This is a genomic window from Ignavibacteria bacterium (genome assembly GCA_013177855.1).
Taxonomy (GTDB): Bacteria; Bacteroidota; Ignavibacteria; order Ch128b; family Ch128b; genus Ch128b.
In genome coordinates, this window is sequence record JABLYA010000005.1 from 39,669 (window position 1) to 54,510 (window position 14,842).

At 26.7% G+C, this 14,842-nt stretch carries 16 protein-coding genes and 2 pseudogenes; all 18 read left to right on the forward strand.

The window, feature by feature from the left end; all coding sequences use genetic code 11:
* Positions 1–148 precede the first annotated feature (148 nt).
* The 18 genes and pseudogenes from HPY57_13430 (at position 149) to HPY57_13515 (ending at position 14,838) form a co-directional block, all read left to right on the forward strand.
* Positions 149–577 (forward strand): hypothetical protein, encoded by a 429-nt coding sequence (locus HPY57_13430; GenBank protein ID NPV12783.1) that lies wholly within the window; start codon positions 149–151, stop codon positions 575–577.
* Entirely contained in the window at positions 577–3,960 is a 3,384-nt protein-coding gene (locus tag HPY57_13435) for a hypothetical protein (GenBank protein ID NPV12784.1), read from the forward strand. The genes HPY57_13430 and HPY57_13435 overlap by 1 nt, the downstream gene beginning before the upstream one ends.
* A 74-nt stretch (positions 3,961–4,034) precedes the next feature.
* Positions 4,035–4,478: a hypothetical protein gene (locus HPY57_13440; GenBank protein ID NPV12785.1), complete on the forward strand. Its 444-nt coding sequence runs from the start codon at positions 4,035–4,037 to the stop codon at positions 4,476–4,478.
* Positions 4,479–4,539: 61 nt separating this feature from the next.
* Complete coding sequence (locus HPY57_13445; GenBank protein ID NPV12786.1) at positions 4,540–4,965, forward strand: hypothetical protein; 426 nt, start codon at positions 4,540–4,542, stop codon at positions 4,963–4,965.
* Between the two features lie 82 nt (positions 4,966–5,047).
* Positions 5,048–5,887, forward strand: coding sequence for a hypothetical protein (locus HPY57_13450; protein ID NPV12787.1), 840 nt, complete (start codon positions 5,048–5,050; stop codon positions 5,885–5,887).
* 82 nt (positions 5,888–5,969) lie between these two features.
* Entirely contained in the window at positions 5,970–7,067 is a 1,098-nt protein-coding gene (locus tag HPY57_13455; GenBank protein ID NPV12788.1) for a hypothetical protein, read from the forward strand.
* Between the two features lie 113 nt (positions 7,068–7,180).
* On the forward strand, positions 7,181–7,342 hold the full coding sequence (locus HPY57_13460) for a hypothetical protein (protein NPV12789.1): 162 nt from the start codon (positions 7,181–7,183) through the stop codon (positions 7,340–7,342).
* A gap of 10 nt (positions 7,343–7,352) precedes the next feature.
* Positions 7,353–7,499 carry a hypothetical protein gene (locus HPY57_13465; GenBank protein ID NPV12790.1) on the forward strand — a complete coding sequence of 49 codons (147 nt, stop codon included), beginning with the start codon at positions 7,353–7,355 and terminating at the stop codon, positions 7,497–7,499.
* Between the two features lie 37 nt (positions 7,500–7,536).
* Complete coding sequence (locus HPY57_13470; GenBank protein ID NPV12791.1) at positions 7,537–7,698, forward strand: hypothetical protein; 162 nt, start codon at positions 7,537–7,539, stop codon at positions 7,696–7,698.
* A pseudogene (locus HPY57_13475) lies at positions 7,661–8,073 on the forward strand (dUTPase). Before HPY57_13470 ends, HPY57_13475 begins: the two are co-directional and overlap by 38 nt.
* 304 nt (positions 8,074–8,377) lie before the next feature.
* Positions 8,378–8,908 (forward strand): hypothetical protein, encoded by a 531-nt coding sequence (locus tag HPY57_13480; GenBank protein ID NPV12792.1) that lies wholly within the window; start codon positions 8,378–8,380, stop codon positions 8,906–8,908.
* Positions 8,909–9,210: 302 nt separating this feature from the next.
* A complete protein-coding gene (locus HPY57_13485) occupies positions 9,211–9,756 on the forward strand; it encodes a hypothetical protein (protein NPV12793.1) in 546 nt (181 codons plus the stop codon).
* Positions 9,757–9,806: 50 nt separating this feature from the next.
* Positions 9,807–10,595, forward strand: coding sequence for a hypothetical protein (locus tag HPY57_13490; GenBank protein NPV12794.1), 789 nt, complete (start codon positions 9,807–9,809; stop codon positions 10,593–10,595).
* Positions 10,596–10,638: 43 nt separating this feature from the next.
* Positions 10,639–11,436 (forward strand): hypothetical protein, encoded by a 798-nt coding sequence (locus HPY57_13495; protein NPV12795.1) that lies wholly within the window; start codon positions 10,639–10,641, stop codon positions 11,434–11,436.
* Positions 11,437–11,753: 317 nt separating this feature from the next.
* On the forward strand, positions 11,754–11,912 hold the full coding sequence (locus HPY57_13500) for a hypothetical protein (GenBank protein NPV12796.1): 159 nt from the start codon (positions 11,754–11,756) through the stop codon (positions 11,910–11,912).
* 170 nt (positions 11,913–12,082) lie between these two features.
* Positions 12,083–12,322: pseudogene (locus tag HPY57_13505) on the forward strand (HNH endonuclease).
* A gap of 681 nt (positions 12,323–13,003) precedes the next feature.
* A complete protein-coding gene (locus tag HPY57_13510; protein NPV12797.1) occupies positions 13,004–13,324 on the forward strand; it encodes a hypothetical protein in 321 nt (106 codons plus the stop codon).
* Positions 13,325–13,386: 62 nt separating this feature from the next.
* Positions 13,387–14,838, forward strand: coding sequence for a hypothetical protein (locus HPY57_13515; protein ID NPV12798.1), 1,452 nt, complete (start codon positions 13,387–13,389; stop codon positions 14,836–14,838).
* The last annotated feature ends 4 nt before the right edge of the window (positions 14,839–14,842 follow it).

Genomic DNA, 14,842 nt, shown 5'->3' on the forward strand with positions numbered 1-14,842 from the left:
ATTTAAAAAATGATATTGATTATCAATCTTTTAAAATATTAGTTTTTAATATATTATACGTTAAAATCTTAAAAAATGTTTTATATTAAAAATTAACATTTTTTCAAGTACCACATATTTTATATATAAATAAAATTCTGTTATAGTTATGAAAAATTATTTAAAATTTGTTCAGAAAATCAATGAAGAAGATTTAGAGCAGGTAAAACAAGACATTACTAATAAAGTCGCAGCACAACAAGCTAAAACACCAAAAGGTAAAGAAACACTTGATAAGATGAAATTTGAAGAAAAGCCAAATGACGCAATAATAGCTGATATCAAGAAGGAGATAGAAAATTATGAAAATCAAAAGATTACAGTCAATAATAGAATTGAAGAAATAAATAAAAAAATTGAGTTATTTAGTAGTCAGGCAAAAGAAACTAGAGATGCAAAAATGCAAGCAGATTTAAATAAAAAAGTACAATCACTACAAGATAGTTTAACTGATCTTGTGGAAGAATTGAAAAAATTTGATGATTTAATTTTAAAATCAACAGAAAGACAACAAAAATTAGAAAATACTAATAAATAATGGCAAAAGAACAAGATTTTATTGACAAACTTACTAATTTCACATCTGCTTTAGAAGATTTGGTTACACTTTTGAAGGAACAACAAAAAATTGGTCCTACAGAAGTTGTTAATCAATTATTGGAAAATCTTGATGCTGAAGCAATTTCAAATTTGGCTAAAAATATTGAGGAAGTAAAAGAAAATACCGTCGAAATTAATAAGAATACAGAAAAAATATTAAAAGCTATTAAAGACCAAAAGAAACAGAAAGAAACAGGTATGTTTGGTGATGTTTCTGATAAAAAGAATAAAGATAAAATTATAGATGGTGTTAAAACAATTATTCTCATTGCTTCTGGTGTACTTGCTATAGGTATGGCTTTCAAAATAGTTGGTGCGGTTGATTTTCTTTCTGTTGTGGCTCTTGGAATGGGTATAATGTTTGTAGCCATGGCTTTTGCCAAAGTTGCTGTATTAAAAGATGATAAAGGTAAACCGCTTGGATGGAAGCAGCTTGTGATGGGTGCTGCAGTATTGGTATTAATGTCTGGTGCAATATTAGTATCAGGTTTAATCTTAAAACAAATACCTATTCTTAATATTAAAGAATTAATAACCATTGTTTTTGTTGGTGCTACAATGGGTTTAGCAACATTTTTAATAATGAAAGGTATTGATAAAGTCAGCTTTAAAGATATGGCAAAAGCCGCATTAGTACCATTGTTATTACCTGCTATTGCTTTAGGTATCGTAGGTGCTGGTTATGCACTACAATATATGCCAGAAGTTACTTTTAAACAAGCATTAAGTGCTTTAATGGTTTCAGTTGCTATGTTACCTATTGTATTGGGTATAGGTTATATGATTAAAGGTTTGAAAAACGCATCTATGAAAGATGTTATGTTTGCAGGTTTAGCCATACCTATAATAGCCGCTGGAATCGTTGCCGCATCATATATTTTACAATTTGTTCAACCTGTTCCATTTTTTGATGTGTTGTTGGCTGGTATAGCAATTGGAATTGCTACATTGGCTATGGTTCCAACTATAATGTTGTTAAATGAGGTTGGTTTAACAAAACCAGAAAAGATAAAAGACTTAGCAATTGGTGTTTTAGCTATTACATTAATATCAATGGCTATTGTTGCCGCTTCTTGGATTTTATCTTTTGGTAATTATGGTGCTTATCCAGATGCTGGTTGGTCATTTGGTGTAGGTTTGTCTTTGATACTTTTTACAATGCCTGTTGCTTTTATAGGTATTTTAGTTTCAAGTGGAGTAGGTTATCTTGCATTAACCGCTGGTTTACTTGGTATTCCACTTATTGCAACCGCTATTGTTTTAACATCTTGGATTGTAGGTGCTGGTAATTATTCAACATATCCACCACCAGATTGGGCATTAGGTGTAGGTCTATCTATGCTTATATTTGGAACACCAATGATAGTTCTTGGCGCATTTATTTTTGGAACATTTGGATTTGGTTTAGCTATGTTATCTGCAGGTATAGCTGGTATTTTGTTAATTGCAGAAGCTATAGTTGAAGCCGATAAGATATTATCAAAAGGTAAGTGGGGTAATTATCCTAGTCCAGATTGGGCATTAGGTGTAGGTGAATCAATTAGAGCATTTTCTGAAGTATTAATAGAACTGACAAAACTTCAAATGTTATCATCTATGATAAGTTTCTTCTTTGGTGGTTCAGTAGAAATTGATTTACCTTCATTTATAATAGAAGTTTCAAATGCTTTATTAACTGCTGGAAAAATATTTAATTCTGCACCAAATGTTTTTGGTGGTAACTATCCAACAGAAGATTGGGCAAAAGGTGTTGGTCAATCAATAAAATCATTTTCAGAAGTATTGATAGAATTGACAAAGTTACAAATGCTTAGTGATATGATAAGTTTCTTCTCTTTAGGACTTGCAGGTGGTGGTGAAATAGATTTAAAAGCTTTTATAATTAGTACATCTGAAGCATTGATTGAATCAGGTAGAATATTTAGTAATAATAAAAATGTTAGTTTTGATGGGAATTATCCTTCTGAAGACTGGGCAAAAGGTGTTGGTGGTTCTATTGCTTCATTTGCCCAAGCTATTGCATCTTTAAAAGAATCTGGTGTTGATATAGATGCAAGTGATTTAAATGATGATGATGGTGCCATTGCTATTATGAAAGGTTTATCATATGGTTTAATTGAAGTTGGTAGAATTTTTACAGGTAATAATATAATTTTTGATGATTCAAAAGTTCCTAGTCCAGATTGGGCAGAAGGTGTTGGTGGTTCGTTAAAAGCCTTTGCTGAAGCTATTGCATCTTTAAAAGAAGCTGGTGTTGATATAGATGCAAGTGATTTAAATGATGATGATGGTGCCATTGCTATTATGAAAGGTTTGTCAGAGGGTTTAATTGAAGTTGGTAAAATTTTTACAGGTGATATAATTTTTGATGATTCAAAAGTTCCTAGTCCAGATTGGGCAGAAGGTATTGTTGCTGCTTTAAATGCTTTTGCTAGCGTTGATGGTGATTTTGATAGTATATTTAATGTTAAATCATTAATTGAAATAATGTTACAAACCGCAGAATTTTTTAATGAAATGAATTCAATTAATTTACCAAATAAAGAATGGGTAAGTTCGTTTATTGATCTTATAAAGAATGGTGCTTATGAAATAACTAAAGTTGGTATAGTATTAGGCACAATTGATGATTTTTGGCTAGCGATGGATAGAATTATAAATGTTGCAAAAACAATGTATCACTTTACAGAATGGATGTCAGATACTTATGAAGAATTTGGTTCTGTTTTTGAAGGTGAAGGTATTGCTTCAAAAATATCAAAATCTTTACAAACATTGATAGAGGTTATTCCAACACAAGAAAAAATAGACCCGTTGTGGTCATTAATTGATGCACTTCAAGAATTGTCTGAAATTTCTTGGTTTGATTTGTCTGGTATAAGCGATGTAGCTAATGCTATTGATTATCTGGCAGATAAAATATCTGATATAGATGCAGGAAACATCGATGCTATAAATAGATTAAATGCTGGATTACATATAATGTCACTTGTAGATGAAACAAAATTAAAATCGGTTTTAAGTGCTATTGAAGACAAATCAGAAACATTAAGTGAAATTATGGATGATGGTGGTTTTGTTAGTCAATTGTTTAATGAATTATCTAATACTATTGGTGGCAAAACAAGTAGTTTTAGTGCAATGAATACTGAGTATGGTGGTGCAATTGTTAAAAAACCAGAAGAATCTGCAAAATCCTTTGAAGATGAACTATTAAAATACATTAAGAATATCGATAATAATATTAGTAAGATGGCTGGATTTACCGAAGAAGAAAAACAAGAAAAATTAGAAAGTAAAAATGTAGAAGGAAATGATTAGTAGTTGGTTCTAAAATTATTTTAAAACAAATTTAGTATTTTTAAATATATAAGGAAAATACCTTATATAAATGAATGGAAACTATAGGATTTTTCAAAAAATGGAAATTATTGTTTCAATATATTAAAACAATAAAAAAACACACAAAAGATATAAAAAATTATTTTCTACAAAATTCATATCAAACAACATACAAAATAAAAGATATGAATTATGACCGTGTATATAGATTTTACACTGTTATTAATCTTCTTCCTGAAATAGAAGAAAATGTTAAAAGATATGGTTATCAATATTTTGATAATGAAACAAAAAAATTTATTAAAGAATTAAATTTACAATTCAAAAAATATGGATTAATGGAACTTGTTGGTTTATCGAGAGCTGATCAAATTGGTCCAACTAATATACTTGTTGTTGTTGAATTTAAATTTCTTAAAACAGTTAAAATTGCAAGAAATTTAATTGCTTTAATATTATTATTAATTGCTGGTGCAATTGTTTTATTTATTTTGTAATTTTTATAAACTTCATGAAACAACTAATATATAAAAAATAAAACTAAAAAATATTTAATTTATGGCAAAAGAAAATTTTAAAGAATTAGAAAAAGACATTGTTGAATTTTTCATTGAAAGATTAAATACATTTAACATTCCCATTGATTTGAAATTTTATTTTCAATCAAATTGTAAACAAAAACAATTAATAAAACTAACAAAAATACCAGATCAATATTCGGTTATTATGAATAAAGATATTCTTGTTCAAGTAAACGAAGAATATTTTGATGCATTTAGCACAGAAGATGAAGATATTAACAAAATCTTATTTGACCAATGTATTGATTTGATTGAATATGATTTGGATAAAGGTACATTCAAAATAGGTAAAGCTAATTTTTATGCAACAGAAGGTATAATTGAAAAATATACTTATGACAAAGTTCAAAGAGCTGTGGAAGTAGAAAGATTATACGAAGATCAGAAAAAAAACCAAGAATAATGTATTGAAACCTATTTAAACCAATATATACTAAAAATAAGATAAATAAAAAATAATAAATAAAAAAATAATAAATAATAATATGCCAGAAGAATTAAAAAACAATGTACAAGAAATAACAAATACAAACGATTTCGTAATTGAGGATGAAAACAAAATTACTGCAGAAAATGTTATAGATCCACTTGATAATTTGGTAAATCATGATTTTTCATCTGATAATGAAATTAATTTAGATGAAAGTTATGAAATGTTAAATCTTATCGAAAGAGAAAATAACATTGCTAAAACTTTTGAAGCTGAAAATGTAATCAAAGAATTAGAACACCTATACGTTGATGTTAAATATAAAGAAAAATTAACAAAATCTTTTAATAATGTTAAATCTTTTATTAATAAATATAACATTGAAAAAGAAGAAGTTAAGAACATGACTGAAGATGAAAAGACAAAAATCTTTGCTATTGGTTCATTTCTTAATAAAAACATAAGTCATATATTAAACGAATTACAATTCAATATTACTTTTACCAGAGAAGAATACAAATTCATTGAATCTGCAATTAGAAAATTGACATATGATGGTAATGAAGTTTTTAATATCATTGAATTGAATGAAAAATATTTGAAACAATGGAAAGAACTTGATAAGTCTTTACCAAAAAATCTTAATTCAATGATTGTTACAATAGACATTAAGAATGTTGTTATGTTGTATCATTTCCTAAGCAAACATACAGTAAAAGGTCTTGATAAAGAATTTTACACATTTGCAACAGTTTTACAAAAAATTGCTGATATAAATAAATTATATAATGCTTACAATGTATTGAAAGAAAGATTGAATACAGATTTTAGAATCTGGACTGGCGCTATGGAGCCAGAACAACCCGTAAAAGGATTTGTACCTGAACAAGAATAATTTTTCTTTTTCATATCTGAATAAACCTCTTACCTCACCTAAAGTTAAGAGGTTTTTTTTTCATAAAAAGTAATAACTAATAATGATTGATAAATTTAAAAATGAATATGATACATATATTTCTGATATAGAAGATTTCTTTGACCTACCAGAATATATTCAAGATAAAATATTAAAAAATCCATATTTTGATTATGTAAAAGTCTGGGATAGATTAGATTCCGAACAAAAATTATACCTTCTTCAAAGTTTTAATATAAAATATGAAGAATTATGGTCTAAATTAACAACAGTTGAAAAATATAGTGTAATACAATATGTTAATAATTTTGATTGGCGAAAATATACACCACAACCAAACGATGATGAATTAAATATATTATTAGAAAGAGATGATTTTGATGTAGAAGAATTTTTTGATAGACTTTCTGAATTACAAAAATTAAGAGTATGTAGTAAAAAAGATTTTAAATATCAAAGTTTTTGGGATAAATTGACATATAGTATGAAAAGGGAGATAGTAAGACATAATATTATCTTTGATCCTGAGCCATATATAGAGGAATTAAAAATTAAAGATTTTAAAATAGAAGATGAAATTGAAACATTTTCTTTATTAGATGAATATTGTGAAAGAAAAGTCACAAATCCATTACATTATGAAAAGATTTGGAATCACCTAGATAAATTTCAAAAAATGAAAATTGCAATAAATAATGAACATTATATTGTTAATGATAAAGAAGAAATATTTCAATTATTTAAGTCTTATCCAAATCAAATGATAGATTTTATAAAATACAAGATAATACCTCAACCAGATTTATTTAATAAAGGTGTTGAGGAAATTGAATTTGATAGGTTACCAACAAATATAAAAGATTTAGCTCTTGATATTTTTAAAACATTTAATCTTATACACTACGAAGATATGGAAATGATAATTGAAGAAATGAAGCAAGGTAATATTGTAATAATAGCTGAAAAATATAAAAATTTACTTCCTTGTTGTATAGTTAAAGTTAAAGAATTTGAGAGCACCAATTGTGCCATACAGAAAATTAAACCAGGTTATTATTTTTGTGAAATAATACCAAGAAGATTTATACCTATAAAAGATTACAATTATGTATTAAGAGAATCAAAATTAGAAAGATTATTAAACAATTCAGATGATTAATAATATAAAAAAGAAAATGTTTTTTATGAAAATTAGACAAGGTTTTGTAAGTAATTAAAGTTCAAGTAGTTTTATTATACTTGGTGTACCTTCAGACGAAAGCATTAAAAAAGATGGCATCTCTTTATGTAGAAGGAGAAAATTATGACCCATGTGAAGGCGATTTTGGCGAATTAGATATGAAGTTATTATCAGAAAAATCAAAATTTATCGCTGAACAACTTGGTGTAGATGAAAGTGAAGTAAAATTAATTTATGGTGTTAGACATTCTTAATCAAAATTTTATGCGATACAAAGAAATTGAAAGAAAGTTTTTAATAGATCCAGAGAAAATACCATTTGAGATAAAAAAGTTACCATACCTTGATATAGTTCAAGGTTATGTAACATCAATAGAGAAAGATTTAACATTCAGGTTAACTTACAATTAGCAATTAACGGATTGCCAGAAAAATAAAATAATTATACATGGAAGAAAAACACATTAGAACAGAAAAAGAAAGAGAAGAAATAACACAAGAAATACTTAATTTTCCACCACCTGTAAAGACTCGTGGTTTTGAAGAAGTAGAAGAAAAACACAAAAAAAAAAATACAAAATGTAGAAACGATACTACCGACAAGAGGTAGTCAATTATCTGCTGGTTATGATTTCTATTCAAAAGAAGAAACAGTTATATTACCAGGAAATAAACATATTTTTTGGACAGATGTTAAAGCATATATGATGAAAGATGAAGTTCTTGAAATATATGTTAGAAGTTCTATTGGTATTAAGAAAGGTTTAGTGTTAGCAAATGGTACTGGTATAATCGATTCTGATTATCATAACAATCCTGACAATGATGGTAATATTGGCATTTGTTTGAGAAATGAAAGTGATGAAGCACAATCTATTATGGTTGGTGAAAGAATTGCTCAAGGTATTTCAAAAATTATTTAGTAGCCGACAATGTTTCAGAAACTCAAAAAAGAACTGGTGGTATAGGCTCAACCGATAAATAAAATGGTGACAGGATTTACATATGCAGATGATTACGAATCACCTGAGGAAAAACTTAGAAAAAAAAACGTGAAAAGAAACGTAAACTTCGTGAAAAGAAAATAAAAAGAATTTTTAAAAATGAGTAATTTTATAGTAAGTGGTATTAGTTACTATCAACCATTTTATCAACCTACACAAATGGGTGTAACATCATATACATTTGCTTGATCTGGTACTTCTTCTTTAGAATCAGAAGAAGAAAGAGTTGTTAGAGTTTGCAAAAAGAGAAGAGGGACTTGCGAAACAAAAAATTAGAACGAATTTATGGACGAGAATCAAAAGAAAAAGGTTCAAGACAAGTGGAGTGTGATATTGGACAAACTTAATGTTGATGAAGATAAAAAGGAATGGCTATCAGAATATGCTGAAATGCATCAAGCTCAAATATTTCAAGATACAGGAACAACAAATTCATTTCCATCATTATTACCTATTGCTAAAAGAATCGCAGCCGGAACCATTGCTTTGGGATTTGATTATGAATCTGATGAAAGAATACAGCGAAGAAAAAGAATTCTGAAACTTAAAAGAATTTTAAGTGATAGTGAATTTCAAGATGTTGTATCAAAAGAAGAATATGAAGATATAATAGTTGAAAAGAAAGATTGTCATAACCCTGGTTTAGTTTCTGTGCAACCATTATCAGCACCAATTGGTATGTTATTTTATATGGATTTTATATATGAAAGTCCAGAAGAAAAATTAAGGAAACAACGAAACGAAAAACTCAAACGAATATTAGGTAATGATTCAGAAAGTGGAATATCAGGAGAAAATGAAGAAGATTTACAATGATGTTTGTTTTCATTCTTCGTTGCAACACACTATTTTAGAAAGCACATAGAAACGTGGATTGGTTGGATTACAGATAACAGAAAAAAGTTAAAAAATTATTAGGTAAAGACACTGTGTAAAGTGTTTTTTTTTTCATTTTATATAATTAATATATATTCAAAAATGGTATATCCTATCATGAAATATATTAAATCATTTGAGAACTTTATAGTTGAATCAAAAGAAAAAGATTCACGATTAAAAGCTGTTGGTGTTGAAGGTTATAATAAACCTAAGATAACCCATAAAAATAAATTAAAAATATGCCAATGTTAAGAAATTCCACTTTAAATCAATTAAAGAGGATAAATGATGAAATAAAAAAACAAGGTGGTGTCACAGATAGAAGAAGTGATTCAGAAAAAGATTGTGCAAAAGTTTTATGGATTCACGATCCTATTGATGCTGATAAAAGTGGTAAGAGAAAAATTGCTACCATTGATCAAATGATTAAGATTGACATACCAGATGCACCAACAAAGGTAAAAATGAAAAATGAGATGTTAATTATGAATTTTGAAAAATTTAATGAAAAAGACGAATTTATAAAAATGTGTGAAAATTTTGAAAAATCGGTAAATGAGTATAATGAAGATGTTCTACAAGATTTAAGTAAAAATTTTCAAAAAATTGCATCAAAATTAGTAAAAAATAATAAGGAACATGAATACTTTAGAGAAACTCTAAATGATATTCAAATTGTATTAAAAAATCATGATATTATATTTAATGAAATCATAGATAGATTAGAAAAATTGGAAAACAATTTAGTAAATTTAGTTAAATTAAATAATTTAAAAACAAAATAAATAACTTATTTGGATTATTTCCAAAATATTAAAAAATAAATACAAATAATATGAAAAATATTTTAAGTTTTGACAAAATGTTCGAAAATGGTCCAAATGACACACCAGTAGAAATTAATAGAAATATGAAAACTATTAAAAATTGGTTTTCCGAACCAGAATACAACGCTAAAAAAGAAATGGTGGTAGGTTTGGTTGGAAATTTTATTGATACAGGTAAAGTGAAAGGTTATATCAATAGAATTGAAGGCAATGATGTTATTGTTGATTCTATCGTTGAACCATATGGATTGGTAAAAATAACAATGAAAGAAGCATTAAAAGGTTATAAACCAGAAAAAGAAACTAATAAAAAAGTTGATATTTCTATACAAGGACCTAATAACAAATCACTTGGCGGTGCTCCAAAAGAAGGTGGTGGATACTCTACAAAACTTGATGGTAAAGGAACAGATGTAAAAGACCAAAAAATTTCAGATAAGAATAATAAGGAAGTCAAAATTAAAAAATTATCTGACTTAGCAGATGATTTTGATAGTACTTCAATCAAAACAAAGAGTGATACTATTGCACCAAAAATTGATGGAAAAGGTTCAGAAACAAAAGATTCCAAACAAAATTCAAAAATTTATAAAGATAATAAAATTGATAAATTAGAAGATTTGTCACAAGAACCAAAAGGTGGAAAAATAAGTAAAAGTGAAAATACACCTGATAAAACAGTTGATGGTAAAGGTGATAAAACCAGTGATAATAAGATAACAAATAAAAATACAAGTGTTAAAACATTTTCACAAATGTTACAGTCTGATTTTGAAGGACCAAAAAGTAAGAAATAATTAGTTAAAAAATTAATGAAGTACATTAAAAAATAGTAATTCTATGGGTCTTATTAGGAAACAATCATTATATCAGTTATTAATGATTCAAAATATGATGAATCAAGAAGTTGGAGACATCGGTGAAAAAACAACCAAGGACTATGAGAATCATTATGATACTAAAAATGATACTGATATAACCGATGATGTTGCATATGATATGTCAAACAAAATACAATATTCTGGTAAAAACCCAGATTGGAATTATATAACAAGGTTTGGTCAAGGTAATTTTGGAGAATGTATTGGTGATTTAACAGACCAAAAATATGCAAATCATTATTGGACACAAAACCCATTAGATCAAGAAGTTCATAAAGAACTTGATACTTATGAAGATTTTGACCAAATGTTTAGTTTTGCTCCATCGTGGAGTAAAAGAGATAAGGATAAAGTACAGAAATTAGATTATCCTGACAAAGAACTATTTAAACCAGTAAAATATTTAAAACCTAAGAAAAATGAAAGTTATTCAATAATAAATGAAAGTAGAATATATAAATTCGATCAATTTGTTAATGAGAATAAAGAATGGATACCAAAAATAGATGAAATATCAATTATACTAAATTATTTAAAGATTAATTACCCAATAAAAGAAAAAACATTACGTATTGATAAATCTAAATCAATTAAATACATTATGATAGATAATAAACCACAATATTTTGATGGATTTTTTGCAAATAAAACAAGAATAAGAAAAAAATTATATCAAAAAATCAAATATAAATTTGAAAATTTTCAATATTCATCAATAAATAAAGCTATTAAAATTTATATCAATGAAGAATTATAATAATTTCATAAAAGAGAATAATGAAGATAATGAAATAAAGATAAGTTGAACTATCTTATTATGATTTTATTAATGTTTATAATGTTTATAAAGTAGTAGATTTTAAAGATGGTTACGGCAACGATATATGTAAAATTGTAGAATTAGTTAAAGAAGATCCTGGTAAATGTAATTTCGCAAACAAATCAAATAAATATCACTTTCTTGCAGCAATTCAAAATAAAACTTTAATAGGCGTTTTCTATAAACAACTAAGAGGTAATCCTGACTTATATGATGATGGTTATATTATCTCACAAGGCGCAGGTAAAGAATTGTTGATGGGTATGAGAAAACTTGGAGCCTATACAACATTTTCAAAATTAAGTAACATACCAAGTTTAAAAACACAAATACAAATGGCTGCAGAGTTTATCTGCATGACAGACTCATCACCAGAAAAACCTTCTGGTACATACAACAAAGAATCTTATTAGTGGTGATGAAAAATTCTTCCTTTTCGAGTTTTCAGAATTCTTAACAAAGAATAAAAACATCATTGTTGCCGAACCAAAAGAAGGACTAGCAAGTAAAATTATATTTTATTTCGTTTTGGGGAAATTATAGAAAACTTTTTATATAAATTATTATATATTTTAAAAAATCTATGAAATATTTATATTTAATCTTATCGTTACTTCTATTTAATTTTTATAGTTATTCTCAGAATAGGACTATTTCTGAATCGACAAAAAAAATCGTTTATGCAAGAGATATTGTTTGCCAATGTTGTGGTAGTTCTGAAAGTTTGGAATATGATCATATTACACCATATTCTTGTGGTGATAGTAACGATGCTTCAAATATTCAGTTACTTTGTCAAAAGTGTAATAGAAGTAAATCAAACAGTTGCTATTGTAAAATACATAATAGGAAAGTAGGTACTAATTGTTGTGATGGCAGTTCAACTAAAACTAATAGTAGTTCTTCCACATTAAGACAATGTACTGGAACAACAAAAAAAGGAACCAGATGTAAAAATAAGACAACTAATTCTAATGGTCGTTGTTATTTGCATTGTGTGAAAAAATAAATAAATTATATGAAAAAAATCATTTTTATCTTAATTGCAGCATTTGCAATTAGTCTTACATCATGTAGTAAAGATACGACAGAACCTTCTCCAACATCCAATGGTTGTACAAGTGTAATTTAAAAAAGGAATAATTTAAATAATGTAAAATTATCAATTGGATCAACAACAGATGAAAGAAAAATAAATTGGTATAGACATATTATAAAATATTCTTTTGATGGAATAAGAGAAACCGAAAAATTAGACAATATAGGAAATAAAATATATTATTATGATATTGCAAACATAGAAATAAAAAATAGGGAAAATAATAAACTTATTTAAGTTGCAAATAATTATAAAAGATTTTAAAATGGTATCAGAAAATTGTTATTTAAAAGTTCTTTCTATTCTGTTCTTTGAGCCTCATTATAAAGTCTGTTACCATTTATATCTTCTATAACTTCTTTAATGATATATTTAAATTTCTCCATATTAATTGATTAAAGTCTGATGCAAAAAGAATCTTGGAATTATATAACAATGAATAATATCAACTGGAACATCAGTGATTTAAATTGGCAAATTAAAATATTACGCAAATATTATCCAATTGGCATGGAAGTAGAATTATGGGAAAATCCAAACTTAAATAATATTGATATTAATAGAAGTCATAAATTTATAATAATAGAATATAAAAAAAGATCGCATTATACTTTAAATGTATATGATCCAATAGATACTTGTTGTTTGGAAATGCATCCAGGATTTTTCAGACCAACTAAAAGATATTTGAGAGATAAAAAATTAGAAAGAATATTACAAACTTAAACCTTATATTCATATATAATATATGGAAAAATTTCCAAAAAAAAAAAACAATCAAAATATAAATGCTTGTAGACTTTGAATATAAGAATCATAATTTAATATGTTCATACATTGATAAATCTGGTCAAATAAAACTTAAATATTATCCTTGGACTCCAACAAAATTTATACCTACATCACAAGATGATCCCGATAGGTCTGGAAAATATGTTACTTGGGATGGACGTCCAGTAAAAGAAATTTACACAAAACATCCTAATAAATATTCCATATATGATTTTCTTGACACATTACCAGAAGAAGAACAAAGTATGTTATTTGATTATCACGAACCAAATATATACTTTATAGATATTGAAAATGAAATTCTTGATAAGAAACCTCAACCTCATTTGGCTGAAAGTAAAATTCTTTCAATTTCAATTATTTGCAAAAATAAAGCACTTGTCATTGGAATAGACCCATTATCACAAAAAGATCAAAAATCAATCCAAAACGATATTAATAATGAATACGGACGTATTTTTGATAGAGAATGGGAGTTTAAATATGTTCAGTATAAAAATGAATATGAATTATTGTTAAATTTCTTTAAAGTATTTGTACCTAAGATGCCTGTTATGACAGGTTGGAATTTCAAACACTATGACTGGGTATTTTTAGTAAATAGAGCAAGAAAATTAGGTATTGATCCATCAATGTCTTCATATACTGGTCTTCTTTATGAAGAAAATCAAAATGATCCAAAAAACTACTGTGAATTGCCAGCACATAGAATTATTATTGACTATATGGAAATATTTTCTAAGTGGGACACATCTATTAAAGTAAAAGAATCATTAGGATTGGATTTTGTTTCAGACAAAGTTCTTAAAGTAAAGAAAGTTAATTATGAAGGTAACCTTAAAATATTATATGAACAAGATTTCAAAAAGTTCGTGTATTATAATGCAGTTGACTCAATTCTTGTTCAATTAATACACGAAAAATCAAAACTTGCTGATATTCTTTATGGTATTGCAACATTAAGTAGAACAACTGTAACAAAAGCATTATCAACTCTTTCTATCACTGAAGGTATTTTGAGAAAGAAATTAAGAGAACAAAAGAATATAGTTTTGGTTAAGAATGAAGAAAGTGTAGGTGGTTCTGCTGTAATTGGTGGTTGGGTAAAAGAGCCAATCAGAGGTATGGCAACTTGGACTGCTTGTTTTGACTTTGCTTCACTATATCCAACAACAATGCGACAATTTAATATATCTGCGGACTCATATAAGGGTCAGAAAATAAATGAAAATTATGCTTTATTTAACGGTCAACAAATAGAATTAGATCCAACTGACATTATTACAAAAAATGGTGCTGTATTTAAGAATGAAATTGGAGTAGTAACACAAGTTATGGGTGAAATTTATGCTGATAGAAAAAAATATAAAAATATGATGATTCAAAAAGCACATGAATTAGATGAATTGAAAAGAGAATTAAAAGAATTAGAAGATAGTCTAATGTAAAAAA

Excerpts from the sequence above, each read along its gene's own strand:
- HPY57_13430 (NPV12783.1), top strand. The coding sequence starts at position 149 with ATGAAAAATTATTTAAAATTTGTTCAGAAAATCAATGAAGAAGATTTA.
- HPY57_13435 (NPV12784.1), top strand. The coding sequence starts at position 577 with ATGGCAAAAGAACAAGATTTTATTGACAAACTTACTAATTTCACATCT.
- HPY57_13440 (NPV12785.1), top strand. The coding sequence starts at position 4,035 with ATGGAAACTATAGGATTTTTCAAAAAATGGAAATTATTGTTTCAATAT.
- HPY57_13445 (NPV12786.1), top strand. The coding sequence starts at position 4,540 with ATGGCAAAAGAAAATTTTAAAGAATTAGAAAAAGACATTGTTGAATTT.
- HPY57_13450 (NPV12787.1), top strand. The coding sequence starts at position 5,048 with ATGCCAGAAGAATTAAAAAACAATGTACAAGAAATAACAAATACAAAC.
- HPY57_13455 (NPV12788.1), top strand. The coding sequence starts at position 5,970 with ATGATTGATAAATTTAAAAATGAATATGATACATATATTTCTGATATA.
- HPY57_13460 (NPV12789.1), top strand. The coding sequence starts at position 7,181 with ATGGCATCTCTTTATGTAGAAGGAGAAAATTATGACCCATGTGAAGGC.
- HPY57_13465 (NPV12790.1), top strand. The coding sequence starts at position 7,353 with ATGCGATACAAAGAAATTGAAAGAAAGTTTTTAATAGATCCAGAGAAA.
- HPY57_13470 (NPV12791.1), top strand. The coding sequence starts at position 7,537 with ATGGAAGAAAAACACATTAGAACAGAAAAAGAAAGAGAAGAAATAACA.
- HPY57_13480 (NPV12792.1), top strand. The coding sequence starts at position 8,378 with ATGGACGAGAATCAAAAGAAAAAGGTTCAAGACAAGTGGAGTGTGATA.
- HPY57_13485 (NPV12793.1), top strand. The coding sequence starts at position 9,211 with ATGCCAATGTTAAGAAATTCCACTTTAAATCAATTAAAGAGGATAAAT.
- HPY57_13490 (NPV12794.1), top strand. The coding sequence starts at position 9,807 with ATGAAAAATATTTTAAGTTTTGACAAAATGTTCGAAAATGGTCCAAAT.
- HPY57_13495 (NPV12795.1), top strand. The coding sequence starts at position 10,639 with ATGGGTCTTATTAGGAAACAATCATTATATCAGTTATTAATGATTCAA.
- HPY57_13510 (NPV12797.1), top strand. The coding sequence starts at position 13,004 with ATGCAAAAAGAATCTTGGAATTATATAACAATGAATAATATCAACTGG.
- HPY57_13515 (NPV12798.1), top strand. The coding sequence starts at position 13,387 with ATGCTTGTAGACTTTGAATATAAGAATCATAATTTAATATGTTCATAC.